At 74.5% G+C, this 24,524-nt stretch carries 15 protein-coding genes and 1 pseudogene; 8 read left to right on the forward strand and 8 right to left on the reverse strand.

Going from position 1 to position 24,524, the window contains the following annotated elements; genetic code table 11:
- Positions 1-92: 92 nt before the first annotated feature.
- Positions 93-983, forward strand: a complete 891-nt coding sequence (locus tag IG62_RS0118190; protein WP_030803605.1) for an aminoglycoside phosphotransferase family protein — start codon at positions 93-95, stop codon at positions 981-983.
- Between the two features lie 100 nt (positions 984-1,083).
- Here the strand turns inward: IG62_RS0118190 and IG62_RS0118195 are convergent, their stop codons facing one another.
- Complete coding sequence (locus tag IG62_RS0118195) at positions 1,084-1,803, reverse strand: exonuclease domain-containing protein (protein WP_030803608.1); 720 nt, start codon at positions 1,801-1,803, stop codon at positions 1,084-1,086.
- 232 nt (positions 1,804-2,035) lie between these two features.
- Here IG62_RS0118195 and IG62_RS0118200 point away from each other — a divergent pair, with 232 nt between their 5' ends.
- The gene (locus IG62_RS0118200) at positions 2,036-2,857 is read left to right on the forward strand and encodes an SDR family NAD(P)-dependent oxidoreductase (protein ID WP_030803610.1); all 822 of its coding nucleotides are present in this window, start codon (positions 2,036-2,038) and stop codon (positions 2,855-2,857) included.
- Here IG62_RS0118200 and IG62_RS0118205 read toward each other — a convergent pair.
- The 4 genes from IG62_RS0118205 to IG62_RS0118220 all read right to left on the reverse strand — a co-directional run bounded on the left by IG62_RS0118205 (position 2,803) and on the right by IG62_RS0118220 (position 9,669).
- Positions 2,803-6,093 carry a BTAD domain-containing putative transcriptional regulator gene (locus IG62_RS0118205; protein ID WP_051798215.1) on the reverse strand — a complete coding sequence of 1,097 codons (3,291 nt, stop codon included), beginning with the start codon at positions 6,091-6,093 and terminating at the stop codon, positions 2,803-2,805. The genes IG62_RS0118200 and IG62_RS0118205 overlap by 55 nt on opposite strands.
- Positions 6,094-6,115: 22 nt before the next feature.
- Positions 6,116-7,366: an SAV2148 family HEPN domain-containing protein gene (locus IG62_RS0118210; protein ID WP_030803616.1), complete on the reverse strand. Its 1,251-nt coding sequence runs from the start codon at positions 7,364-7,366 to the stop codon at positions 6,116-6,118.
- Between the two features lie 100 nt (positions 7,367-7,466).
- Positions 7,467-8,819 (reverse strand): copper amine oxidase, encoded by a 1,353-nt coding sequence (locus IG62_RS0118215; protein WP_030803619.1) that lies wholly within the window; start codon positions 8,817-8,819, stop codon positions 7,467-7,469.
- A 40-nt stretch (positions 8,820-8,859) separates the two neighbouring features.
- On the reverse strand, positions 8,860-9,669 hold the full coding sequence (locus IG62_RS0118220) for a hypothetical protein (protein ID WP_030803622.1): 810 nt from the start codon (positions 9,667-9,669) through the stop codon (positions 8,860-8,862).
- A 239-nt stretch (positions 9,670-9,908) separates the two neighbouring features.
- Between IG62_RS0118220 and glgX the strand changes: the two genes are divergently transcribed.
- Positions 9,909-12,140 carry a glycogen debranching protein GlgX gene (gene glgX / locus IG62_RS0118225; protein WP_030803625.1) on the forward strand — a complete coding sequence of 744 codons (2,232 nt, stop codon included), beginning with the start codon at positions 9,909-9,911 and terminating at the stop codon, positions 12,138-12,140.
- Here glgX and IG62_RS48760 read toward each other — a convergent pair.
- Positions 12,139-12,614: pseudogene (locus IG62_RS48760) on the reverse strand (MFS transporter); the annotation flags it as partial. The gene glgX and the pseudogene IG62_RS48760 sit on opposite strands and share 2 nt — an antisense overlap.
- A 150-nt stretch (positions 12,615-12,764) precedes the next feature.
- Here IG62_RS48760 and treY point away from each other — a divergent pair.
- On the forward strand, positions 12,765-15,377 hold the full coding sequence (treY, locus tag IG62_RS0118235) for a malto-oligosyltrehalose synthase (RefSeq protein WP_030803628.1): 2,613 nt from the start codon (positions 12,765-12,767) through the stop codon (positions 15,375-15,377).
- Between the two features lie 43 nt (positions 15,378-15,420).
- On the opposite strand, the gene IG62_RS0118240 is transcribed toward treY, so the two are convergent.
- Complete coding sequence (locus IG62_RS0118240; protein WP_030803631.1) at positions 15,421-16,317, reverse strand: LysR family transcriptional regulator; 897 nt, start codon at positions 16,315-16,317, stop codon at positions 15,421-15,423.
- A 141-nt stretch (positions 16,318-16,458) separates the two neighbouring features.
- Here IG62_RS0118240 and lpdA point away from each other — a divergent pair, with 141 nt between their 5' ends.
- Together lpdA and otr(A) are read left to right on the forward strand one after the other, a co-directional pair.
- A complete protein-coding gene (gene lpdA / locus IG62_RS0118245) occupies positions 16,459-17,898 on the forward strand; it encodes a dihydrolipoyl dehydrogenase (protein WP_030803633.1) in 1,440 nt (479 codons plus the stop codon).
- A gap of 184 nt (positions 17,899-18,082) precedes the next feature.
- Positions 18,083-20,011, forward strand: coding sequence for a tetracycline resistance ribosomal protection protein Otr(A) (gene otr(A), locus IG62_RS0118250; RefSeq protein WP_051798217.1), 1,929 nt, complete (start codon positions 18,083-18,085; stop codon positions 20,009-20,011).
- Here otr(A) and IG62_RS0118255 read toward each other — a convergent pair.
- A complete protein-coding gene (locus IG62_RS0118255) occupies positions 19,990-20,535 on the reverse strand; it encodes a DUF1707 and FHA domain-containing protein (RefSeq protein WP_030803640.1) in 546 nt (181 codons plus the stop codon). The two genes, otr(A) and IG62_RS0118255, sit on opposite strands and share 22 nt — an antisense overlap.
- Positions 20,536-20,758: 223 nt before the next feature.
- Here IG62_RS0118255 and treZ point away from each other — a divergent pair, with 223 nt between their 5' ends.
- Together treZ and IG62_RS0118265 are read left to right on the forward strand one after the other, a co-directional pair.
- Positions 20,759-22,543 (forward strand): malto-oligosyltrehalose trehalohydrolase, encoded by a 1,785-nt coding sequence (gene treZ / locus IG62_RS0118260; RefSeq protein WP_030803643.1) that lies wholly within the window; start codon positions 20,759-20,761, stop codon positions 22,541-22,543.
- 227 nt (positions 22,544-22,770) lie between these two features.
- Positions 22,771-24,510 carry a PucR family transcriptional regulator gene (locus IG62_RS0118265; protein ID WP_030803647.1) on the forward strand — a complete coding sequence of 580 codons (1,740 nt, stop codon included), beginning with the start codon at positions 22,771-22,773 and terminating at the stop codon, positions 24,508-24,510.
- Positions 24,511-24,524: the final 14 nt, after the last annotated feature.

The raw sequence follows: 24,524 nt of genomic DNA on the forward strand, positions 1-24,524 counted from the left end.
CCCGGCCGGATTCCGTGCAGGCTCTCCCCGCCCTGGGGGCCCAAGGGCACCTGCGACACTGAGGGCCGGTACGCATCGCAGGAGGCAGCACCATGACCGAACCGAGCCCGGCCGCCTTTACGGAGGCGCGCGCCCGGGACGTACTCGCCGCGGCCGGACGACCGGAGGCGGCGGCCGACGCCCGGCTGCTCGCGCTCGGCGAGAACGCCGTCTTCGCCCTCGGCGAGCGCGGTCCGGTCGTACGGGTGGGCCGCAGCGCCGACCTCCTGGCGCGCGCCGAGCGGGAACTGGCCGTGGCGCAGTGGCTGGCCGCCGAGGGCGTGCCGGCCGTGCGGGCCGCGGAGCCGGCGGCCACGCTCGTCGACGGGCATCCCGTGACGTACTGGCAGCGGCTGCCGGAGGCCGTCCGGCCGGCCGGTCCCGAGGACCTCGCCGCGCTGCTCAAGCTCGTCCACGCGCTGCCGGAGCCGCCCTTCGCGCTCCCCCGCCGCGAGTTGCTCGGCGGTGTCGAGCGCTGGCTGCGGCTGGCGGGTGACGCCGTATCGGCGCCGGACGCGGAGTATCTGCGCGGGCGCCGGGACGCGTTCGCGGCGGCCGCCACGGCGCTGGAGCCGCATCTGCCGCGCGGGCCGATCCACGGCGACGCGCTGACCCGCAACGTGCATGTCGGGCCCGACGGGCCGGTGCTCGTCGACCTGGAGACCTTCTCCTTCGACCTGCGGGAGCACGACCTGGTCGTGATGGCGCTCAGCCGGGACCGCTACGGCCTGGCCGCGGACGCCTACGACACCTTCGTGTCCGTCTACGGCTGGGACGTACGGGACTGGGAGGGATGCGCCGTGCTGCGCGGGTCGCGGGAGACCGCGAGCTGCGCCTGGGTGTCCCAGCATGCGCCCGGAAACCCGGCGGCGCTGAAGGAATTCCGGCGCCGGATCGCCTCCTTGCGCGAGAAGGACGCGACGGTGCGGTGGTACCCCTTCTGACCCGGCGTCGCGGCGACCGGCCGCGCCCTGTGCCTGCCCGGCGTCACGGCGACCGGCCGGCCCCCGCGGCTGCCGCTGCCCCGGCCCGGCGGCCGGCGGATCAGACCCTCGTCGCCTGATACGGGATCAGCGGCCAGGCCGGCTCGACCGTCGCCTCCGGGTCGGTGCGGCGCAAGTACGCCTGGAAGGAGGCGGCCTGCTCGGCGGCCGCCTGTTCCTGGAGGGCGTGCAGCGCACGCGGTGACGGCAGGGCGACGGCCGGATAGCGCTCGCCGATGCGCCGGGCGACCCCGGCCGCGGCGGCGGCATCGGCGCCCGCCTCGTGTGCCCCCTCCAGCCGGACGCCGTAGTGACCGCAGAGCGCCTGCAACGCGCGGCGCCCCTTGCGGAAGCGGTCCACGTGCTTGTCGAGCACCAGCGGGTCGATGACCGGTGCGGGTGCCCGCCCGAGCCGCTCGGTCAGGGTCCGTATGCCGTGGCGCCGGCACTCGCGGTCCAGGAGGGAGAGGTCGTAGCGGGCGTTCATCACCACGAGGGGGATGTCCGCGCGCAGGGACTCGGCCAGCGCCTCGGTGATCTCCTCTATCGCGGTCGCGGGCGGGCGGCCGTGCACCCGGACATATGCGGTCGAAATGCCGTGAATGGCGGTCGCTTCCTCGGGTATCGGCACTCCCGGGTCGAGCAGCCAGGTCCGCTTCCCGACCGCCCGGCCGTCCCCCTCCAGCCGGATCAGGGCGGCGGTGACGATGCGGTCCTGCTCGACGTCCGTGCCCGTGGTCTCCAGGTCGAAGCCGACCAGCAGCTCCTGATGCCAGCTCATGCCGGTACCTCACTTCGCCCGGCCCGGCACGCGCCCGGCGCGCTCCTTGCCGTGCCGAGCTCGCCACGCTCGCTCATGCGGCCTCCTTCGGTGGTACTTCCCCCGTTGCTCCGCCACTCTCCCACGCACCACTGACAATCGACCGGCCGCCCGTCGCGCCCCGGCGGACCGGGCCCGCGGGGAGAACCGTGAGCCGGGCACGATCGGGGCGGCGTCCCCCTAGGCTGGCGGCATGGACCTACGACTGGCAGGGCGCGCGGCGCTGGTGACGGGCAGCAGTTCGGGGATCGGGGCGACGATCGCCGAGACACTGGCGGACGAGGGGTGCGAGGTCCTCGTCCACGGCCGCAACGCGGGGGCCGCCGCGGCCGTCGCCGAACGGGTCGCGGCGCGCGGCGTGCGGACGGAGGTGGTGCTCGGGGATCTGACGGAACCGGGCGTGGCGGAGCAGATCGCCCTGACCGCCCGGGACTTCGGCGTGCAGATCCTCGTCAACAACGCCGGGCCGTTCGCCGAGCACGACTGGGAGAGCTCCCGGGCGTCCGACTGGCGGGCCGCCTTCGAGGGGAACGTGCTGCCCACGGTGCGGGTCAGCCAGACGCTGCTGCCGTCCTTGCGCGCGCACGGCTGGGGCCGGGTCATCACCATCGGCAGCCGGGCCGTGCGGACGCCGCTGCCCAACATGGTGACGTACTCCGCCGCCAAGGCCGCCGTGGTGAACATGACCACGAGCCTGGCCCGGCACCTCGCCGGGACGGGGATCACCGCGAACTGTGTGAGTCCCGGGGTGATCGTCAGCCCGTCGATGTACCGGATGTTCGAGGAACGGGCGGCGGACACGACGGATGAGGGGAACGGCGCCACGGCGGCCGTGGAGTCGGCGGGTGCCGTCGACGAGGCGGACGTCGTCGCCGCGTACGCCGCGAACCCGACCGGGCGGCTGGGGCGCCCGGAGGACATCGCCGCCGCGGTCGCCTATCTGGCGAGCCCGCGCGCCGATTACGTCAACGGGATCGAGCTGCGGGTGGACGGCGGGATCACCGGGACTCCGTAGCGGTCCTCCGCCACCAGTTCCTCCGGGGTCAGCTCCGCCCCGCGCGCGTACGCCGAGTCGAAGGCCGCAGCGCCCAGCCCGCGGCGCGCGATCGTCGTGCTGCGGGTCACGTCCGCGCGTTCCGCGGCCGGCCGGGGTGCGCCGGCGGCGGTGCGCAGGGCGTCCGCCGCGCCGAGCAGTCGGGCCGCGGAGGCGAGGTGGCCGGTCAGCGTCCGGGCGCCGGCCAGGCCCTCCAGGGCCAGCGCGACCGCGCGCGGGTCGCCGGTGGCGCGGGCCGCGGCGAAGCCGTCGAGGTGGCGCTCACGGGCGGTGGCGGCGTCCCCGCGGAGTTCGGCGATGAAGCCCAGTTCGGCCAGGACGAACGCGGTTCCCGGGTCGCCGTCCCGGCCGCGGCACCACTCCAGCCAGGGCAGCAGACGCGCCTCGGCCTCGTCGAGCCGGCCCTCCCTCCTGGCACCGAGGGCGAGCCCGCACTCGGCGAACATCTCGCCGCGCCGGTGGGACTGTTCGGCGGCCAGCCGCAGCGCCCGTTCGTGGTGGTCCCGGGCGGCCGCCAGGTCGCCGGTCAGCAGCGCGATCCGGCCGAGCCCGGAGAGCTTGTACGAGACCTGGATCCGCAGGCCCAGCTCCTCGGCGCTGCGCAGTCCCTCCTGGTGGAGCCGGGCCGCGCGGCCGTAGTCGCCGGTGATCTCGGCGATCGCGGCCAGGGCGTCGGTGGCCTGCAACTGGCCCCAGCGGTCGCCCAGTTCGGCGAAGAGCGCGGCGCTCTCCTCGGCGGCGCGGCGGCGGGCGGGCAGGTCCTCGCGGCCGGTGCCCTGGGCGCGGCTGCTCAGCGCCGCCGCGGTGCCCCAGCGGTCGCCGAGCGCCCGGAACGCGGTCAGCGCCCGCACCATCCGGTCCGCCGCCACGCCGGGGTCACCGAGGCCCACTTGGGCGTAGCCGAGGAACCACTGGGCCCAGGCCCGTTCGGCCGGGTCGTCGTGGGCTTCGTAGCGGCGCAGGACGGCGGCCGCCCGGGTCACCGGGTCGGCGTCCCCGCCGGCCAGTGAGGCCATGCCGACCTGCCAGGCGGCCGCCCGCAGCCGCCGGCCCTCCGGGACGTCCGGGTGCGCCCCTTCGGACGCGGTCAGCGCCGCGTCCAGCGAGCGGCCCGCCTCCGCGAGCCGACCGCGCAGGAACCAGTACCAGGCCAGGGCGTTCACCAGCCGGAGCGCCCGGTCCGCGGCGCCGTCCACGACCGCGCCGTCCAGGGCGGCGCGCAGGTTCGCGGTCTCCTGATCGAGCCGTTCCAGCCACTCCCGCTGGGTGACCCCGTACAGCAACGGGGCGGCGTGCTCGGCCAGTTCGGTGTAGTGGAGCTGGTGCCGGCGGCGTAGCGCGGACAGCTCGCCGGCCTCCCGGAGCCGTTCCAGACAGTACGCGGCGACGGTCTCCAGGAGCCGGTAGCGGGTCCCGTACGGCGTCCGGGCGACCGTCACCAGCGAGCGGTCCACGAGCCGGGCCAGCAGCTCCAGCACGTCCTCGCGGGCGAGGCCGTCGCCCGCGCAGACCGTTTCGGCCGCCTGAAGGGTGCAGCCGTCGGCGTGCACGGCCAGCCGGCGCAGCACGGTGCGTTCGGGGCCGGGCAGTAGCTCCCAGCTCCAGTCGATCACGGCGCGCAGGGTCTGCTGGCGGCGTGGGGCGCCGCGCCGGGCGGCCACCGGCAGCCGGAACCGGTCGTCGAGCCGGGCGCTCAACTCCCGTACGCCCAGGGCACGGACGCGGGTGGCAGCAAGCTCCAGGGCGAGCGGGATACCGTCCAGCCGGCGGCAGATCTCGGCGACCGTGGGGGCGCTGTCGGCGTCCAGGACGAAGCCGGGGTCGGCGGCGGCCGCACGGGCCGCGAACAGGGCGATCGCGCCGTCCGGGGCCAGCGGCGGTACGGGGTGGATCCGTTCGCCCGCCAGGCCCAGCGGTTCCCGGCCGGTGACCAGGATGCGCAACGACGGGGCGGCGGCCAGCAGTTCGGCGGTGACCTCGGCGGCCGCGTCGACGAGGTGCTCGCAGTTGTCCAGGACCAGCAGCAGGCGTTTGCCGCGGACGGCCGCGACCAGGCGTTCGGCCACCGGCCCGGCCGCCGCGCCCTCCTGGACGCCGAGCACGGCCAGTACCGCCTCGGCGACCTCGGCGGCGGTGCACTTGGCGCGGTGGTCGCGGTCCGGGTCGTCCGGGCGGCCGAAGGCGGCCAGCTCCACCAGCCAGCTGCCGTCGGGGAAGTCGTCGGTCAGCCGTCCGGCGGTCTCCAGCGCGAGGCGGGTCTTGCCCACCCCGCCGGGGCCGGTGAGCGTCACCAGGCGGTGGGCCCCCAGGGCGTGCCCGACCTGGCGTACCGCGTCCTCACGGCCGAGGAGTTCGGTGAGCGGGGTGGGGAGGTTGGTGCGGGGGCGGTGGTGTCGGGGCGGCCGCGCGCCCGGGGTGTGCGCCGGCGCTGTGGTGGCCACGGGCCGGGGCTGCCAGGGTTCCTGGCGCAGGATCGCCTGGTGGACCGCGGTCAGTTCGGTGCCGGGATCGACGCCCAGTTCCTCGGCAAGCCGGGTGCGGATCTCGTCGTACGCGGCCAGCGCCTCGCTCTGCCGGCCGGACCGGTACAGGGCGGTCAGCTGCAGCGCGCGCAGCCGTTCCCGCAGCGGGTGCCGGGCCACTAGAGGGGCCAGCTCGCCGGTCAGTGCGGTGTGCTCGCCCAGGTGCAGGCGGGCCGCGGCGTGCTCCTCCAGGGCGGTCAGCCGCTGCTCCTCCAGGCCCTCGGCCACCGGGCGGATCAGGTCGTCGTCCGCGAAGCCGGCGAACGCCGGGCCCTGCCAGAGGTCCAGCGCCTCGGCGAGCAGTCCGGCCCGTTCCGCCGCGGAGCGGGCGGTGCGGGCGCGGGTGGTGAGCGCGGTGAAGCGGCCGGCGTCGAGGGCGTCGGCGGTGATGTCCAGCCGGTAGCCGGGCGGGGCGGTGGCCACGAGTGTGCGGGCGCCGGGTTCGGCGGTGTCCAGGGCGCGGCGGAGCTGGGAGACCTTGCTCTGCAGGGACGCTGTGGGGTGGGCGGGCGGCCGCGGGCCCCAGAGGTGCTCGATGAGCCGGCCGGCTGCGACCGGGCGGCCGTGGTGCGCCAGGAGGGCGGCGAGCAGGGCCCGTACCTTCTTCTCCGGGACGGGGGCGGGGCGGCCGTCGGCGGACCGCACGTCCAGCGGGGCCAGTACGCGGAACTGCATGCGCACAACCGTACGAGGTGCGTCAGGAAACCGGCCGCGAGTCCGCCCAGATGCCCTCGAACTCCTCCCGGTACGTCTCGAACAGCCCGTGGTCGCCGTCGCGTCCGTCCCGGGCGTCCTGGCGGACGATGTCCCGGGAGCCACCGCGCAGGACGAAGACCGGGGATTCCATGCCGCGGCTCTTGCGGAGGTACGGCTGGACGACGGCCACGCCGTCCGCCCCGTCGCCGTCGACGAGGTAGGCGGTGAACCGCGGGGTCTCGTCGAAGACCTGGATCTCGAAGGCGCCGGGGTCGCGCAGCCGGGCGCGCACCCGCCGCATGTGCAGGATGTTCATCTCGATGGAGCGGCTCATCTCGCCCTTCTTCAGGCCGATTTCCCGCTCCCGGCGGCGGACCGCGCTGCTCGCCGGGTTGAGGAAGAGCAGCCGGACCCGGCAGCCGGATTCGGCGAGCCGGACCAGGCGGCGGCCGGAGTAGTTCTGGACGAGGAGGTTGAGCCCGATGCCGACGGCGTCGAGCCGGCGGGCGCCGCCGAAGAGGTCCTCGGCCGGCAGCTGGCGCTGGAGGCGGACCCGGTCGGGGTGGACGCCGATGACGTCGGCGTAGCGGTCCCCGACGAGGTCCTCGACGGCGTCGATGGGCAGTCGCCCGGAAATACGGGTGCCGGCACCGGAGCCGAGTATGTCCAGCAGCCGGGCGGAGGCGCGCTCGGCCTGGGCGAGGACGGTCTCGGACAGCGCGCGGTTGCGGGAGACGATGTTGCGGGCGACCTCCAGCTCGTCGAGGGCCAGTTCGACCTCCCGGCGGTCGTCGAAGTACGGCTCGAAGCAGGGCCAGTGCTGGACCATCAGTTCGCGGAGTTGCGGCAGCGTCAGGAAGCTGACGATGTTGTCGTCCGCGGGGTCGAGGAGGTAGCCCTTGCGGCGGCTGACCTCGCGGACCGCGACCGCCCGCTGCACCCATTCCTGACCGGCGGGTCCGGCCGCGGCGATCACCCATTCGTCGCCGTGCACCGGCTCGTAGATGGGCCGCAGCACGGCCGCCACCACGGCCCGCAGCCGCTGCTCGACGAGATTCAGCCAGATGTAGGCACGCCCGGCCCGGCGGGCACGGGTGCGCACCTCGCTCCATGCCTCGGCGCCCCAGTCCAGTTCCGCCCCGATCTCCAGCGGTCGTGCCAGGGACACCGCGCCGGGCGGTGCGTCGACGGAGCCGCCGTCATGCCCCTCATGACTCTCGTCACCAGGGGGCAACTCCAGCCCGCCGCTCACCTGCCACCGCCTTCCGAACCCCCGTGCCAACGATCAAGGCAGACTACTGCGGTGCGGGAGGCGGTGCAGCAGGATGGGTCGAGTCGTCTACCAACTCCCCTTATCCATACTGCCCGTTGTGACCGGCGAGGGCGGGCGGAGTGAGCGGATTCATAGCCGTGACGTCGCGTGGGACCAGCTGGAAGCCCTGCCAGTGGACGGGCATCGGCTCCTGGTCCTCGTCCCTGGCGATGTGGTGGAACCCGATGTTGACCCACGCGATGGGGTGTTTCAGCGGCTGTCCGTTGACCCAGGCGTCCACGCTCCGCCCGGTGTGCGGACCGCAGTTGGCCAGGTTGTTGCTGGCGAACCGCTCGCAGGTGTTGTAGTCCGTGAAATAGACGTCGTGCCGGGTGTAACCGCGGCCGGTGTACTTGCTGGTGTGGCCCGGCACGATCTCGTACGAGCGCGGATGGCCGTCCTTGTTGCGGCCGTTGGGGCTGACCACCCGCCACCAGCGCAGCGGTCCGGCGTCGCCGGCGAGTTCCCGGGTGACGGGGGTACGGGTGGTGCGGATGGTGGGCGTGTTGCCGCCGCGGCGGGTGGTGGTGGCCGAATCGAACTGCTCGACCTTGTTGGCGGAGGATCCGTCCAGGCCGAAGTCGAGGCGCCAGAAGACGTTGTGGCTGTGGCTGGTGGCGTAGTCCTTGGCGCCCTTGCCGAGCGGCATGCCGCGGCCGTCGCCGGCGTCGTAGTCACCGGGTGAGACGGTGCCGGTGGCGCCGACCTGGAACGTCATGGTGCCGTCGCCGGCGAACCGCCATTCGGTGAGGTACTCGTACCAGCCGACCTTGTTGACGGTGTAGACCAGCAGGTCCTGGCCCTGGAGCTGATAGGTCGGGGCGTGCTCGCCGGGGTAGGGGCCCATGCGGTAGGCGTGGCCGCGGGCGCGGGTGGTGGTGCACAGGCCGCTGACGTCGGGATGGGCGGGGTCGTAGGCGCCGGGCACCTTGACGGTCTTGATGGTGCCGCCGGGGCACTCGGCCGGGGTGAGCTTCTGCAGTCCCTGGGCGAAGCCCTGGCCGGTGAGGTCGTCGTACTCGTTCCTGCCGTCGTCGTAGGGGACGTGGATCTGGCCGAGCCGGGCGCTGGTGAGCACCTTGACCGGGCGGGGTTCGCCCTTGGGTTGGTACGAGACGTCGTCCAGCACCAGGCCGGCGTTGCCCTCGTAGTGCCAGCACATCCGCCAGGTGGTGCCGCCGTCCAGCGTCCGGGAGATACGGAACACGGCGGAGCAGGGCGGGGCGGTCGCGGCGGCGCGGGCGCCGGGGGCTCCGGGGGCTTCGCGGGCTTCGGGGGCGGCCTGGACGGCCGGGGCGGTCAGCAGGGCGGTCGCGGCGAGCAGTAGAGGGGCGGCGGCGAGCGCGGTGGTGCGCCGGCGGATGCGGGCACCGGCGTGGTGTCGTCCGGGCATGGTGGCGGCTCCGGGGAGGGGGAGGGAGTGGCGGTGGCGGTCAGCCGAGGCGGGCGACGGTGCGGGCACTGAGGTCGATCACGAGGCGGCGGGTGTCGATCCACGGGCCGTTCTTGACCTTGGTGAAGAGGCGGACGCAGCGGTGCGGTCCGCAGGCGGCCAGGGCGCCCGGGGCGTCGCCCTCGGCGCGGCCGCGGTAGACGAAGCCGGTGACCGCGAGCGGGTCGGGTCCGGTGAGGTCGTGGCCGGTGGCGTGGCGGTAGTCCTGTCGCAGTCCGGCGCCGAGCGGGTCGGCGATCAGCAGCCGGGCGGCCTCGACCGCCTCAACGGGGCTGGGTGGCGGCTGGACGCCGTGCTGGGTGTCGGTGGCCTCCACCGTGGAGGTGGTGAGATTGACCGTCGTGGTGACGTAGCCGTCGGTCGCGTAGTCGTAGAACGAGACCAGGGCCCGGCGCGGCGGGTCGGCCAGGCCGGCTTCCGAGGGACGGCGTTCGGCCAGATCGGTGAGGAGCGGCTCGGGCCCCGGGCGGCCGGTGACGTTCCTGGCGGCGTTGCGCAGGGCGCGCGGCTGCGCCAGGTCCCGGGCGCGCCGGAGCTCGTCGTCGGTGAGCGGATCGCGTCCCTGGCCGCGTTCGCCCTGGGTGCCGGCCGGCTCGACGACGCCCGGCGGCGGCGCCCCGGGACCGCGTCCCTGGGCCGAGGCGCCGGCCCCGGCCGGCCGGGTGTCCGTCGTGCCGGTGGCGCCGGCGCCGGCCGGCAGGGTGACGGCGGCCATGACGGCGGTACCGGTCAGCGCCAGGGCGGCGCCGGCGACGGCCTTCCCGAGGTGGCGGTGCAACAGTCGGTGCACGGTTCCCCCCTGCTGTCACATCTGTGACATGCGGTCGCGGTCCCCCGTGGGTCCTCCAGTAGGACGACCATTAGGACGATCCGACATCCCGACAGGTTGCCACCATTCAGCGGGAATCTCGCGAAAATCCCTCTGTGAGGGACAAGTTGCGACAAGTTGGGGAAGGAATTCCCCTCGGTCCGCGGACGTGTGTCGTGGAGTCGCCGCAGCGCCCGACGAGAAAGTGGAAGAGTCTACGCATGCAGGTCTGGCCGGGACAGATGTATCCGCTGGGTGCCACCTATGACGGGGCGGGCACCAACTTCGCGGTGTTCTCCGAAGCCGCGAACCGCATCGAACTGTGTCTGCTGCACGACGACGGCTCGGAGACCGCCGTCGAGCTGCGCGAGAGTGACGCCTTTGTGCGGCACGCCTATCTTCCGGGGGTGATGCCGGGACAGCGCTACGGATTCCGGGTGCACGGTCCCTACGAACCGCAGCGGGGGAACCGCTGCAACTCCGCGAAACTGCTGCTCGACCCGTACGCCCGGGCCATGAGCGGGGTGATCGACTGGGACGAGGCGGTCTACGGCTACCACTTCGGGCGGCCCGAGGTCCGCAACGACCTGGACTCGGCGCCGCACACCATGGCCTCCGTGGTGGTCAATCCGTACTTCGACTGGGGCGACGACCGTCCGCCGCGCACCGCGTACCACGAGACCGTGCTCTACGAGGCCCATGTGAAGGGCCTGACGATGTGCCACCCGGAGCTTCCCCAGGAGCTGCGCGGCACCTATGCCGCGCTGGCTCATCCGGCGATCATCGAGCACCTGACGAAGCTCGGGGTGACCGCTCTGGAGCTGATGCCGGTGCACCAGTTCGTCGAGGACCACCGGCTGGTGGACGCCGGGCTCACGAACTACTGGGGCTACAACACCATCGGTTTCTTCGCGCCGCACAACGCCTACGCCTCCTGGGGCGACCGGGGGCAGCAGGTGCTGGAGTTCAAGACGGCGGTGCGGGCGCTGCACCAGGCCGGTATCGAGGTGATCCTCGACGTGGTCTACAACCACACGGCCGAGGGCAGCCACCTGGGGCCGACGCTGTCGTTCCGGGGGCTGGACAACGCCTCGTACTACCGGCTCTGCGACGACCGGCAGTACTACATGGACACCACCGGCACCGGGAATTCCCTGCTGATGCGCAGTCCGCACGTGCTCCAGCTGGTGATGGACTCGCTGCGCTACTGGGTGCAGGAGATGCGGGTGGACGGCTTCCGCTTCGATCTGGCGGCGACGCTGGCGCGCCAGTTCCACGAGGTGGACCGGCTGTCGTCGTTCTTCGACCTGGTGCACCAGGACCCGGTCGTCAGCCAGGTGAAGCTGATCGCCGAGCCCTGGGACGTCGGCGAGGGCGGCTATCAGGTGGGGAACTTCCCGCCGCTGTGGACCGAGTGGAACGGGAAGTACCGCGACACCGTGCGGGACATGTGGCGGGGTGAGCCCCGTACCCTCGCGGAGTTCGGGTCCCGGCTGACGGGCTCGTCGGACCTCTATCAGGAGGACGGGCGCCGCCCGCTGGCCTCGGTCAACTTCGTGACCTGCCATGACGGCTTCACCCTGCGCGATCTGGTCTCGTACAACGACAAGCACAACGAGGCCAACGGCGAGGACAACCGCGACGGTGAGCGCTACAACCGGTCGTGGAACTGCGGCGCCGAGGGGCCGTCCGACGACCCCGGGGTGCGACGGCTGCGGGCCCGGCAGATGCGGAACTTCCTCGCCACGCTGATGGTGTCGCAAGGCGTTCCGATGCTCAGCCACGGGGACGAGTTCGGCCGCAGTCAGGGCGGCAACAACAACGCGTACTGCCAGGACAACGAGCTGTCGTGGGTGCACTGGCCGGAGCCCGCGGGCCCGGAGGAGGACACCTACGCGACGGACGGGGCGGACGAGGAAGACGAGGAAGACCAGAACGAGACGGCGGAGCCGGAAGAGGCGGAGGCGGCGGCCGCGGAGTGGGGTGACGAGGAACAGCTGGAGCTGCTGGAGTTCGTCCGGCAGATGGTGTGGCTGCGGCGCGACCACCCGGTGTTCCGGCGCCGGCGGTTCTTCCAGGGTCACCCGATCGAGGGCACCCACGACGAGCTGTCGGACATCGCCTGGTTCACCGCGGGCGGCCGGGAGATGGGCCCGCGGGACTGGCAGTCGGCGCACGCCAAGTCCCTGACGGTCTTCCTCAACGGCAGCTCGATCTCGGAGCCGGGGCCCCGCGGCGAGCCGGTCACCGACGACTCGTTCCTGCTGATGTTCAACGCCCACGACCAGGAGAAGGAGTTCACGGTTCCGGAGCACCTCGGCCGGCAGTGGCAGGTCGTGGTGGACACCGACCGGCCGCGGACGGTGGCGGACGGCGGGGGTGCGAAGGTCAAGGCGGGCGACCGGCTGACGCTCACCGACCGGAGCATGCTGGTGCTGCAGCGGCCCGCGTAGCGGCCGAGACCAGCCCGGCCTGGCCGGGCTGGTGCAGACGGTCGGTGAGGGCGGTGATGCCGGCCTGGCAGGCGCCGAAGAGGACACCCTGCAACGCCATCGAAACGCGCATCCGTGGACCGCCCGGGGCGTTCGCACGCGGGCCGGTGCGGCGGCGGCCGGTTGCCGTCCGGCGGGCCGGACCGCGGCCGCCGTCGGGTGCAGCGCGAACGCCGAACCGCAGGCGGCCGGCACCACCGGACGCTGGCCGTGCCGGTCGGCCAGCCTGCCGAGCAGCGGTCCGCCGGCCGTCCGACCCGCCGCCAGGGCCCCGCCCACGAGGCCCGCGGTGGCCAGTGAGCCGCTGGTGTCGGCCACCAGCAGGAGGCTGCCGAGCCGGCACATGGCGGTCGGGAGCCGGCCGAGGAAGGACACGAGGGGCAGCAGCGGCCCGCTCAGGGCGATCACCCGGCGGTAGGCGGTGACGGCGGTCATCGCCCGACGTTATCCATCCGGGGCTGCGCGCCGTACGCACCGGACGTACGAAGCGGCCTGCCGCCCCGGCGCGGCACGTTGGAGGAAAGGACGACGCCAATGCCGCGCAGCGATGACAGAACGGGCCGTCGGCGGGGTACGGGTGTTCCCATGACGCAGCCCTCGAGTTTGTCGCCGACCGCCACCTACCGGCTGCAGCTCCAGCCGGACTTCCCGTTCTCGGCCGCCGAGCGGGTGGTCCCCCATCTGGCCGCACTGGGCGTGTCCCATCTGCACCTGTCGCCGGTGCTGGAAGCGGTGCCGGGATCCACGCACGGGTACGACGTCGTCGACCACACGGAGGTACGGGCCGAACTGGGCGGCGAGCCGGGCCTGCGGTCACTGGCGGCGACCGCCCGGGCGCACGGCCTCGGACTGGTCGTCGACATCGTGCCGAACCACATGGCGGTGCCGGGGTCGACGTTTCTCAACACGCCGCTGTGGGAGGTGCTGCGGGACGGCCCGGCGTCCCCGTACGCCCGCTGGTTCGACGTCGACTGGGACGGCGGGCACGACGGCCGGCTGCTGCTGCCGGTGCTGGGCGGGCGGATCGGCGACGAGGCACGGCACCTCCGCGTCGATCCGGAGGACGGGGTGCTGCGCTACCACGACAAGGTCTTCCCGCTGCGCCCCGGTACCGAGGAACTGCCGCTGCCGCACCTGCTGGAGGCGCAGTGGTACCGCCTCGCCTGGTGGCGGCTGGCCCGCAGCGAGCTCAACTACCGCCGCTTCTTCACCATTTCGGACCTCATCGCGGTGCGCGTCGAGGAGCCGGAGGTCTTCGAGGCGACGCACGCGACGGTGTTGCGGCTGATCCGCGAGGGCGTCATCGACGGGCTGCGCATCGACCACCCGGACGGGTTGGCCGACCCCCTGGGCTATCTGGCGCGGCTGCGTGAGGCCACCGGCGGGCGCTGGACGGTCGTCGAGAAGATCCTCACGGGCGAGGAGCGGCTGTCCGGCAGCTGGGCGTGCGCGGGCACCACCGGCTATGACGCGCTGCGCCACATCGACGGGCTCTTCGTCTGCCCGCAGGGCGCCGGGCGGCTCTTCTCCCATTACCGGGACTTCGTCACGCCGCTGGCCGACGAGGGTGGCGACTGGGAGGAGACGGTGCGCCGGGCCGCCTACGAGGTGGTCAGCCATGACCTGGCGGCCGAGGTGGAGCGGCTGGTGCGCACCGCGGCCCGGATCAGTGCGCGCGATCCGCGGCCGGGCGACCATGCGCCGTGGGCGTTGCGGCAGGCCCTTCGGGAACTGCTCGTCCGGCTGCCGGTCTACCGCCCGTACGCCGGCGACGCCTCGCGGGCGGTGCAGGACGCGGCGATGCTGGGCCGGGCGGCGGCCGGGGCGCGCACCGCGTTCCGGGTGCCCGAGGAGGCCCGGGCGGTGGACCTGATCCACGATCTCGCGCTCGGCGTCGGCCCGGACGGTGAAGCGGCGCTCGGCGAGGCGCCGGTCGCTGCCGACGGTCCCCACCCGGCCGACCGGACCGACCGTCCCGACCGGACCGACGGTCCCCACCGGGCCGACCGGCTCGACCGGGCCGACTTCGCCGCCCGTTTCGCCCAGACGGCGTCCGCGCTGCACGCCAAGTCCGTGGAGGACACCGCCTTCTACCGCTATCCGGTGCTGCTGTCGGCCTGTGAGGTGGGCGGCGACCCCGGTGAGCCCGCGCTCGGCCCGGAGGCGTTCCATGCGTACGGCGCCCGCATCCAGCGGGACTGGCCGGCGACCGGCACGGTGCTCTCCACGCACGACACCAAGCGCAGCGCCGACGTCCGGGCGCGGATCGCGGTGCTGTCGGAGTGCCCGGACCGGTGGCGGGACGTGCTGGCCGGGATGGGAGAGGACGCGGTGTGCGGCGCCGGGGCGGCGTTGCTGCCCGCTGCCGGGCCGGCCGATCCGATGGTCTCCTGGCTGGCCTGGCAGACCGCGTTCGGCCTGGGCGCCACCGCCGACGGGCCCGCGGCCACGGGGGCACCACCCAGCGAGAGCTGGGGACGGGTGGCGCCCGCGGTCCTCAAGGCCGTGCGGGAGGCCGGACTGCGCACCTCGTGGACGGAGCCGAACGCGGCGTACGAGGAGGCGGTGACGGAGTTCGTACGGACCGGGCCGTGCGGCGTGACGGCCGCGCCGCTGGCCGCGCTGACGGCGCAACTCGCGCCGTACATCCGCGCCAACGTCCTGGGTGCGGCGCTGCTGCACCTGACGATGCCGGGCGTCCCGGACCTCTATCAGGGGACCGAACTCACCTACTCCGCACTGGTCGACCCGGACAACCGGCGGCCCGCCGCCTTCCGCCCTGAGCTGCTCGCCGAGCTGGACGGCGGGACGGAGGGAAGAGCGGACGGTGCGGGCGCGCCGCTCGATCTGGCCGGGGAGAAGCTGCGGTTGACCGCCGCGGCGCTGCGGCTGCGGCGGGCGCATCCGGAGTGGTTCGGCGCGGCCGGTTCGTACACCCCGGTGTACGCGGAGGGGCCGGCGGCCGAGCACTGTGTCGCCTTCTGCCGTACCGGGCGGGTGCTGACGGTGGTGACCCGGCTGTCGCTGCGCCTGGTGGAGACCGGCGGCTGGTGGGACACCGGGCTGCGGATGCCGCCGGGCGGCCCCTGGCGCGATGCGCTGTCGGGGGGAACCGGGCGGGAACTGCCGGGCGGAGAGGTGGTGGGGCTGAGCGAGCTGCTGTCCCGGTCGCCGGTGGCGTTGTTCGAACGGGAGTGACGGGCCGGGGCGCCCTCCTTCCGGGGCGGGCCGTGGTTTTGGTTCAGGGGGTGTCCGCCGGGGAGGTGGCCGTGGCGCCGGTCGTGCGCAGGAGGTCGGTGAACTCCGCGGCGGCTCCGGTCAGTTGGACCCGCGAGAAGACCGTGATGTCGCGCCGCCACGGGGGGTCCGTGGGCACCGACGCGCAGTCCAGGCCGGTCAGTTCGTGGGCCGCGGTGAGCAGCACCCCGACGCCCGCCGAGGCCATCCGGACGGCGGTCGAGGTGTGCTGGGTGCGGACCGCGGTGCGCGGGGTGAAGCCGACCCGTTCGCACTCCAGGTCCAGCCAGCGCCGGCCGTCGACCACCGGCTCCAGGCTGCAGCGCACCCAGGGCCGGTCCGCGAGGTCCGCCAGCCGCACCGAGGCCCGGTCCGCGAGCGGATCGCCGCGCGGGACCACGAGCACCATGCGCTCGCTTCCGACGACGCTGACCGGCCCGGGCCAGTCCTTGGGGTGGGGCCCCAGCGCCATGTCGGCCACCCCGCGCGCCATCTGTTCCTCCAGCTCACCGGTGGTGGCGTATTCGTGCAGCACCAGGCGTACGCCGGGGTGGGACCGGGCCCAGCGGGCGCAGACCTCCGGCAGCACGCCGAGGGCGTGCGCGTGCACCGTGGCGATGTGGAGTTCTCCGGTCCGGGCGCCGCCCGCGGCCAGGGCGGCGCGCCGGGCCTGCCGGGCGCTGCGCACGGCGAGTTCGGCGTGCGGGAAGTAGGCCCGGCCCATCGCGGTCAGACGTACGCCGCGCGGCATCCGCTCCAGCAGCGGGCCGCCGACCTCCCGTTCCAGTGCCTTGATCTGGTGGGAGAGGGCGGACTGGGTGACGTGCAGGGCCTCGGCGGCGCGGGTGAAGGACTCCTCTTCCACCACGGCTACGAGGTATTCCATCTGCCGCAGGCTCATGGCTGCGCCTCCCCGTGGGTGTCTGCGGCGCCGCGGTCGTTGCTCACCGTTGCTCCCGCCGCGCCGGCATGACGATTCCTCATCAGCTCCATAAAAACATTGCCTTGGACTCATGGGTGCAGGTGGGCGGAGGCTGGGCCCATGAGTGAGAGGGATCGATTCACCGCACCCGACGTCATCGTGATCGGCGGGGGCACCGGCGGGTACAGCACGGCGCTGCGGGCCGCTGCTCTGGGGCTGCGGGTGGTGCTGGCCGAGCGGGATCTGATCGGCGGCACCTGTCTGCACCGCGGCTGCATCCCCAGCAAGGCGATGCTGCACGCCGCCGAGCTGGTGGACGGCATCGCGGAGGCCCGGGAGCGATGGGGCGTCAAGGCCAGTGTCGACGCGCTGGACTGGCCGGCGCTGGTGGCCACCAGGGACGGCATCGTGTCGCGCAACCACCAGGGCGTGGAGGGGCATCTGCGGACCGCGGGGGTGCGGGTGCTGCGGGGTACGGCGCGGCTGACCGGGCCGCGTACGGTGCATGTGGAGGGCGCCGGGGAGTTCACGGCCGGGCGTGGCATCGTGCTGGCCACCGGGTCCCGGCCGCGGCTGCTGCCGGGGCTGGCGGCGGACGGGCGGACCGTCGTGACCAGCGATGATGCGCTGTTCGCGGCGGAGCTTCCGGGGTCGGTGCTGGTGCTGGGCGGGGGCGCGATCGGGGTCGAGTACGCCTCGTTCCACCGGTCCATGGGGGCCGAGGTCACGCTCGTCGAGGCGGCCGAGCGGCTACTGCCGTTGGAGGACGCCGATGTGGGCCGCCATCTGGCGCGCGGGCTGAAGAAGCGCGGTATCGCGGTCCGGACGAGTTCCGTGCTCGTCGGTACCGATCTCCTTCCGGACGGGGTCCGGGCGACCGTACGGACCTCCAAGGGGGAGGAGGTGGTGGTCGAGGCGGAGCGCCTGCTGGTGGCGGTGGGACGGGCGCCGGTGACCGACGGGCTGGGACTGGCGGCGGCCGGGCTGGCCACCGACGAGCGGGGGTTCGTGGTGCCGGCGGACTGGTCGCGGCTGGAGACCGAGGTCCCGGGCATCCATGTGGTGGGGGACCTGCTGCCGCCGCCGTCCCTGGGGCTGGCCCATGCCTCGTTCGCCGAGGGGTTGTTGGTGGCCGAGACGCTGGCGGGGGTGCCGTCCCGCCCGGTGGACTACGCGACGGTGCCACGGGTGACGTACTCCTCACCGCAGACCGCCTCGGTCGGTCTGACGGAGGAGGAGGCGCGGGCCCGGGGGCTGGCGGTCCAGGTCAACACCCTGCCGCTGACCGCGACCGCGAAGGGCATGGTGCACGGCAAGGGTGGCCTGGTGAAGGTGATCGCGGCGGCCGAGGGGGCGGCGGGTGCGGCCACCGGGGCGGTGCTGGGCGTGCATCTGGTGGGACCGCAGGTCTCGGAGATGATCGCGGAGAGCCAGCTGATCGTGGCCTGGGACGCCGAACCGTCCGATGTGGCGCAGCTCGTGCACGCCCATCCGACGCTGTCGGAGGCGGTCGGCGAGACCTTCCTGACGCTGGCCGGTCGGGGGCTGCACCAGCACTGACCGCCGGCAGCGAGCACCGGCACCGTGCGCCGGGCCGCCCGTTCAATTCGGTTGCGGTCCGGCGCACGGCTGACACCATGGCCCGGTACACAGGAAATGACCGAACTGGAGCACGGAATGCGCGGATTCCTCGGAACGACCCCTCGCCCCATCCGGACGACCGTCTTCGAGGACACCCCCTTCCATGCACCTTTCGCACACCCTGAACATCGGGATTCTCGCCCACGTCGACGCGGGTAAGACCAGCCTCACCGAGCGGCTGCTGTTCGACACCGGCGTCATCGACCGGCTCGGCAGTGTGGACGCCGGTGACACCCGGACCGACACCGGCGAGCTGGAGCGGCAGCGCGGCATCACGATCCGCTCGGCGGTCGCCTCCTTCACCGTCGGCGACGTCCAGGTCAATCTGATCGACACCCCCGGCCACTCGGACTTCATCGCCGAGGTCGAACGGGCCCTCGGCGTGCTCGACGGCGCCGTGCTGCTGCTGTCCGCGGTGGAGGGCGTCCAGGCCAGGACCCGGGTGCTGATGCGGACGCTGCGGCGGCTGCGCATGCCCACCCTGCTCTTCGTCAACAAGATCGACCGGCCCGGCGCCCGCGGGGAGGAACTGGTGGCCGACATCCGCCGGCTGCTGACCCCGGCCGTCGTGCCCCTGACGTCCGTGACCGGTCTCGGCACCCCGCAGGCCCGCGCGGTGCCGTACGCACCGGCGGATCCGCAGGCGCGCGAGCGGATCGCGGAGTCCGTGGCGGAGGTGGACGAGTCGGTGCTGGCCCGGCTCGTCGAGGGCACGCCGCCGGACGCGGAGCAGCTGCGGGCGGCGCTGTCCGCCCGGACGGCCGACGGTTCGCTGCATCCGCTGTTCTTCGGCTCGGCGCTCGGCGGTCAGGGTGTGCGGGCGCTGGTCGACGGCATGGTCCGGCTGATCCCGCCGGCGCCGGTGACGCCGGGCGGTCCGCCGCGCGGCACCGTCTTCGCCGTGCACCAGCCGCCGCAGGGCGAGCGGACCGCGTACCTCCGGTTGTTCGCGGGCGAGCTGCGGGCCCGGCAGCGGGTCGAGCTGCACCGCGCCGGCGGCGGGCCGCTCACCGGGCGGATCACCGCGCTCGACGTCGTCGGGCGGCCGCCCGGGGACGACGGGCCGCTGACCGCCGGCAACATCGCGGTGGTCCGCGGGCTGCCCGGCGTCCGGACCGGCGACCGGCTGGGTCCCCCCGGCGACACCCCCGACGGCCCCGCCCACTTCCCCTCCCCCACCCTCGAATCCGTGGTGCACGCCCGCGCCCCGGAGCGCGCCGCCGCCCTGCGCGCCGCGCTGCTGACGCTGGCCGACCAGGACCCGCTGCTGGCGGTCCGCCCGGCGCCGGACGGTGCGACGTCGGTGCTGCTGCACGGCGAGGTGCAGAAGGAGGTCCTGGCGGCGACGCTGCGTCAGGAGTACGGCATCGAGGCCGGCTTCGCGCCGAGCCGGGTGGTGTGCGTGGAACGGCCCTGCGGGGTCGGAGAGGCGTTGGCGGAGATCGCCCGGCGCGGGCACACCGGGCCGTGGGCCACGGTCGGGCTGCGGGTCGAGCCGGGCGCCCGCGGCTCCGGCCCGGTCTTCACCTACGAGACGGAACTGGGCGCCCTGCCGCACGGCTTCCACCAGGCCGTCGAGGAGACCGTGCTGGCCACCCTGCGCAGCGGTCCGCGCGGCCTGGCGGTGACGGACTGCCGGGTCGTGCTGACCCGGTCCGGGTTCATCGGGCCGGTGAGCACGGCCGGGGACTTCCGGGCGGTCACTCCGGGCGTCCTGCTGCGGGCGCTCGACCGGGCCGGCACCCGGGTCTACGAGCCGTACCACGCCTTCGAGGCGGAGGTTCCGGTGGACGCGCTGGCGCCGGTGACCGCCCGGCTCGCGGCGCTCGGCGCGGAGCTCGACCACACCACCGGCGGCCGACGGTCCTGGTTGATCAGCGGGGCCCTCGCGGCGCGTCATGTGCCGCAGGTCCAGCGGGACTTGCCCGGTCTGACGCACGGCGAAGGGGTGTGGACGTCCAGCCCGTCGGGGGACCGTCGGGTGCGCTCCGACGTCCCGGAGGCGGGGGTTCAGCGCTCCGTGAGGACGTAGTCCACGTGGCCGAAGGTGATGTGGTCGCCGGGGCCGACCGGGACCTCGCCGACCACCCGGCGGCCGTTGACGCAGGTGCCGTTGGTGGAGCCGAGGTCGCGCAGCAGCCAGCCCTTTCCGGCGCTGCGCAGCTCGGCGTGTGCGCGGGAGACCGTCTCGTGGTTGAGTCGCAGGCCGACGCCCGGGGCCCGCCCTATGACCAGCGGGAGGGGGCTCGGCTCGGGCAGCAGCAGCTTGGGCAGCCGCTCCATCCGCCAGGCCCGGCGCACCCGGAGGTGGAACGCCGAGACCCGGCCGACCATGCGCAGCATGGTGCCCTGGACCTTGCCGCGGCTCGCCAAGTCGGCGGTGAGCACGTCGAGTTCGGCGTTCTCCTGGGCGGTGAGCACGAGTTCCAGCCGCCGCAGGAAGGTGTCCTGGGACAGCCGCCCCTGCGCCGCGCCGTCCCGCAGCAGGTCAAGGGCGCGTTCCCGGTCGGCGTCCGACGGCCGCGCCGGACGCGCGGGGAACTCCAGCGAAGTCATGCCGTGATTGTCGGGCTCCCGCGAGCCGCTGTCCAGGCGAGGCCGGTGCGCGGCACCGGGCGGCCCCGGGCGGTGCCGGACGGCTCGTCGAACGGCCCGTCACCTCCCCGGAACGGACGCGCGCATTGGCGCGATGTCGGCCCGTGCCGCCACGTCGGGCTGTCGGGCGGCGCGCCGGCGTGCTTGGGTCGTCCGGACCGGGTGCGAACGAAGGAGGACGGCCGTGCTGTTCGAGGTGTGGGCGCCGCGCGCCGGGCGGGTGGCTCTCCGGTGGGCGGGCGAGCGGGCTACAGAACCGGAGATTCCGATGGCGCCGGACGACGCCCGCGCGGGCTGGTGGCGTACCGAGGCGCCGGCCCGCGACGGCGACCGCTACGCGTTCCGGCTCGACGACGGGCCGGCGCTGCCCGATCCCCGGGCCGCCCGGCTGCCGGAGGGGCCCGGCGGCCCGGCCGCGGTCGTCGAGCACGACCGGTTCGCCTGGCACCATCCGTGGTCCGGCCGCCCGCTGCCCGGCGCGGTCCTGTACGAGCTGCACATCGGGACGTACACCCCCCAGGGCACGTTCGACGCCGCCGCCGCGCGCCTGCGGCACCTGGCCGACCTGGGCATCACCCACATCGAACTGATGCCGGTCTGTCCGTTCCCGGGCACCCACGGGTGGGGTTACGACGGGGTCGCGCCCTGGGCGGTGCACGAGCCGTACGGCGGCCCCGAGGGGCTGAAGCGGTTCGTGGACGCGGCGCACGGCCTGGGCCTGGGCGTGGTCCTCGACGTGGTGCACAACCACCTCGGCCCGTCCGGCAACCATCTCCCGGAATTCGGCCCGTACTTCACCGACACCCACCACACGCCGTGGGGCGCGGCGGTCAACCTCGACGCGCCCGGTTCCGACGAGGTCCGCGCCTACTTCCTCGGGAGCGCGCTGTCCTGGCTGCGCGACTACCGGCTCGACGGGCTGCGACTGGACGCCGTGCACGCGCTGCACGACGACCGGAGCCCGCACTTCCTGGCCCAGCTGTCCGCCGCCGTGGACGCGCTGGCCGGCCGGCTGCACCGCCCGCTGTTCCTGATCGCCGAGTCCGACCAGAACGATCCGCGCACGACCGCGCCGCGCGGCAGCGGCGGCCAGGGCCTGCACGCCCAGTGGAACGACGACTTCCACCACGCCCTGCACACCGCCCTCACCGGTGAGTCCCAGGGCTATTACGCGGACTTCGCACGGGCCCCGCTCGCCGCCCTCGCCAAGACCCTGACCGGCGGCTTCTTCCACGACGGTACGTACTCCAGCTTCCGCGGCCGGCCGCACGGCGCGCCGCTGGACCTGCGACGGACCCCGGCGTACCGGCTGCTGGCCTACGCCCAGACGCACGACCAGATCGGCAACCGGGCGCTCGGCGACCGGCTCGCCGCCGGCCTCTCCCCCGGCCTGCTGGCCTGCGCCGGTGCGCTGGTGCTGTGCGCGCCGTTCACCCCGATGCTGTTCATGGGCGAGGAGTGGGGGGCGCGCACGCCCTGGCAGTACTTCACCGACCACACCGACCCCGAGCTGGCGGAGGCGGTACGGGCCGGCCGGCGGCGGGAGTTCGCCGAGCACGCCTGGGCGGGCGACAGGGCCGAGTGGCCCGACCCGCAGGATCCGGCCACCCGTGACCGCTGCGTACTGGACTGGTCCGAGCCGGCCGTGGCCCCGCACGCCGGGCTGCTGGCCTGGTACCGCACGCTGCTGGCGCTCCGTCGTGAACTGCCCGCGCTGACCGATCCGGATCCCCGGCACACCTCGGTCCGCTTCGACGAGGAGGCGCGCTGGCTGCTGCTGTGCCGCGGCCCGCTGCGGGTGGCGGTCAACCTCTCGTCGGAAGCGACCGCCGCGGTGCCGCTCCCGGCCGGGGCCGGCGGCCCACGGCCGGCCCTCACGGCCCTGGCGGGCTGGCCGGCGGCCCGCCTGCCGGGGGCGGACGGCGTCCTCCGCCTGCCTCCGGAGTCGGTGGCGGTCCTGGGCCCGTGATCCGGCGCGGGCGGGGCTGCCGGGGGCGGCGGGGCGGCCGGGGGCGGCCGGTTCGTGGGAGGCAGGGGCGCCCGCCGACCAGCAGGCCGGGGGCGACGCCGGGTCGGCGCCGCGGAGGGCCTGAGTGATCGGGGGACTTGGGGACCGGAGACTCGGTGACCAGGGGACTCGGCGACCGGGACTCGCTCTCGCCCGATCGTCCACCCAACAGATATGTGGTGGACACTATGTCTGTGCCGCTGCATCTCTCGGACCTGCTGGCCCGGCCCGACCTCCGCCTCTCGGTCACCTACGACGTGCCGCCGCACCTGCTGGCCCGCCCGATCGAGGCCGCGACCGTCTCGGACCTGCTGTCGCCCGGCAAGTGGCTCCAAGGCGGCGAACTGCTGATGACCATCGGCCTGCTGCTGCCCATGGAACCGGCCGCCTGCCGGGCGTACGTCCGGGATGTCGCCGAGGGCGGGGCGGCCTGCCTGGCGCTCGGGCTGGGGCAGGGACTGCCGTACCAGGAGGCGCCGGAGCCGCTGGTGACCGCGGCCGAGGAGGCCGGGCTGCCGCTGCTGACGGTGCCGGACGAGGTGCCGTTCATCGCGGTCACCAAGGCGGTCTTCGACGCCCGGGCCACCGAGCAGCGCGCGGCGCTGCACCGGGCGTTCGCCACCCAGCGGCGGCTGACTGCGGCGGCGGCCGGCGACGGGCTGCGGCCGATGCTTGCGGAGTGGACGGCCGCCACCGGTGTCGGCGCGGCGGTGCTCGATCCGCTCGGGCGGCTGCTGGCGGCGGGCGAGCGGGAGCCGCGCACCCCACTGGCCCAGGCCCGCGATCTGCTCGACCGGGTCGCCGCGCGCGGGCTGCGCGGCAGCGCGTCCAGTACGGCCGGCGGGCAGCAGCTGGAGGTGCAGCCGCTGGGCGCGCGGCGGCTGCGCGGCCTGCTGCTGCTCACCGGCCGTCCGGACGACGCCGCCCGGTCGGTGGTCCCCGGTCTGGTCTCGCTGCTCTCACTGGAGCTGGAGCGCCGCCACCTGCGCGACGAGCCGGAGCGCCGACGCCGGTCGGCGCTGCTGTCGGAGCTGCTGGCCGAGGAACATCCGGCACCCGGCCGGGCCCGGGACATGCTGCACTCGGTGGGGCTGACGACCGAGCGGGTGCGCGGCGTGGTGGTGGAGGCGGTGAGCGGGGACGACGCGCGCACGCGGGCCTCGCGAGCCGGTTCCGGTCCGGCGGCCCCCGAACCCGCCGACGGGTCCACCGCCGAGTCCGCCGCGCAGGAGATGGCCGCCGATCTCGCCCTGGCGATGCCGGGCGGACTGGTCCGCGTCGTGGGTGGTACCCCGGGCCGCACCACCGACGGCACCCCGGCCGGCACCACCCAGGGCACCCCGGCCGGTGCACCGGACCGCACACCGGGCGGGCCGTCCGGCCTGATGGTCGAGGCGGTGGTCGGCGAGGACCTGGACATCCGCGACGTACTGGCCCGCTTCGCGCCGCGCCGACCGGCCGGCATCGGGCCGGTCACCGCACCGGAGGCAGTACGGGTGTCGCTGCGGCAGGCGGCCGGTCTGTTGGCCGTCAGCCGGGCGTCGGGTGAGCCGGCCGAGGCCCGGCAGAGCCAGGCCAGCCGGCTGCTGCTCGACCTCGGCGACCGCCGCACACTGCAGGGCTACGCCGACACCGTGCTCGGCCCGCTCGACCTCGCCGACCACGGCGAGGAACTGATCGCCACCCTGGCGGCCTGGCTGGAGACCGGCGGCGCCTGGGACGCCACCAGCCGCCGGCTCGGCGTACACCGGCACACCGTCCGCAACCGCCTCGACAAGGCCATGGATCTGACGGGCCGCCGACTGGACGACCCGGACGACCGCTTCGACCTGTGGCTCGCCACCCGCATCCGCCGCGGCGGCACGCCGTCCCCCGGGACCACCGGCCGGTCCACCGCCGTACCGCCCCCTCCGCACCCGGACCGGTGATACACCGCCCGTCC

The sequence above is a fragment of the Streptomyces sp. NRRL S-337 genome (assembly GCF_000720175.1).
GTDB classification, from domain to species: Bacteria; Actinomycetota; Actinomycetes; order Streptomycetales; family Streptomycetaceae; genus Streptomyces; species Streptomyces siderophoricus.

Excerpts from the sequence above, each read along its gene's own strand:
- IG62_RS0118190 (WP_030803605.1), top strand. The coding sequence starts at position 93 with ATGACCGAACCGAGCCCGGCCGCCTTTACGGAGGCGCGCGCCCGGGAC.
- IG62_RS0118195 (WP_030803608.1), bottom strand. The coding sequence starts at position 1,803 with ATGAGCTGGCATCAGGAGCTGCTGGTCGGCTTCGACCTGGAGACCACG.
- IG62_RS0118200 (WP_030803610.1), top strand. The coding sequence starts at position 2,036 with ATGGACCTACGACTGGCAGGGCGCGCGGCGCTGGTGACGGGCAGCAGT.
- IG62_RS0118205 (WP_051798215.1), bottom strand. The coding sequence starts at position 6,093 with ATGCAGTTCCGCGTACTGGCCCCGCTGGACGTGCGGTCCGCCGACGGC.
- IG62_RS0118215 (WP_030803619.1), bottom strand. The coding sequence starts at position 8,819 with ATGCCCGGACGACACCACGCCGGTGCCCGCATCCGCCGGCGCACCACC.
- glgX (WP_030803625.1), top strand. The coding sequence starts at position 9,909 with ATGCAGGTCTGGCCGGGACAGATGTATCCGCTGGGTGCCACCTATGAC.
- treY (WP_030803628.1), top strand. The coding sequence starts at position 12,765 with ATGACGCAGCCCTCGAGTTTGTCGCCGACCGCCACCTACCGGCTGCAG.
- IG62_RS0118240 (WP_030803631.1), bottom strand. The coding sequence starts at position 16,317 with ATGAGCCTGCGGCAGATGGAATACCTCGTAGCCGTGGTGGAAGAGGAG.
- lpdA (WP_030803633.1), top strand. The coding sequence starts at position 16,459 with ATGAGTGAGAGGGATCGATTCACCGCACCCGACGTCATCGTGATCGGC.
- IG62_RS0118255 (WP_030803640.1), bottom strand. The coding sequence starts at position 20,535 with ATGACTTCGCTGGAGTTCCCCGCGCGTCCGGCGCGGCCGTCGGACGCC.
- IG62_RS0118265 (WP_030803647.1), top strand. The coding sequence starts at position 22,771 with ATGTCTGTGCCGCTGCATCTCTCGGACCTGCTGGCCCGGCCCGACCTC.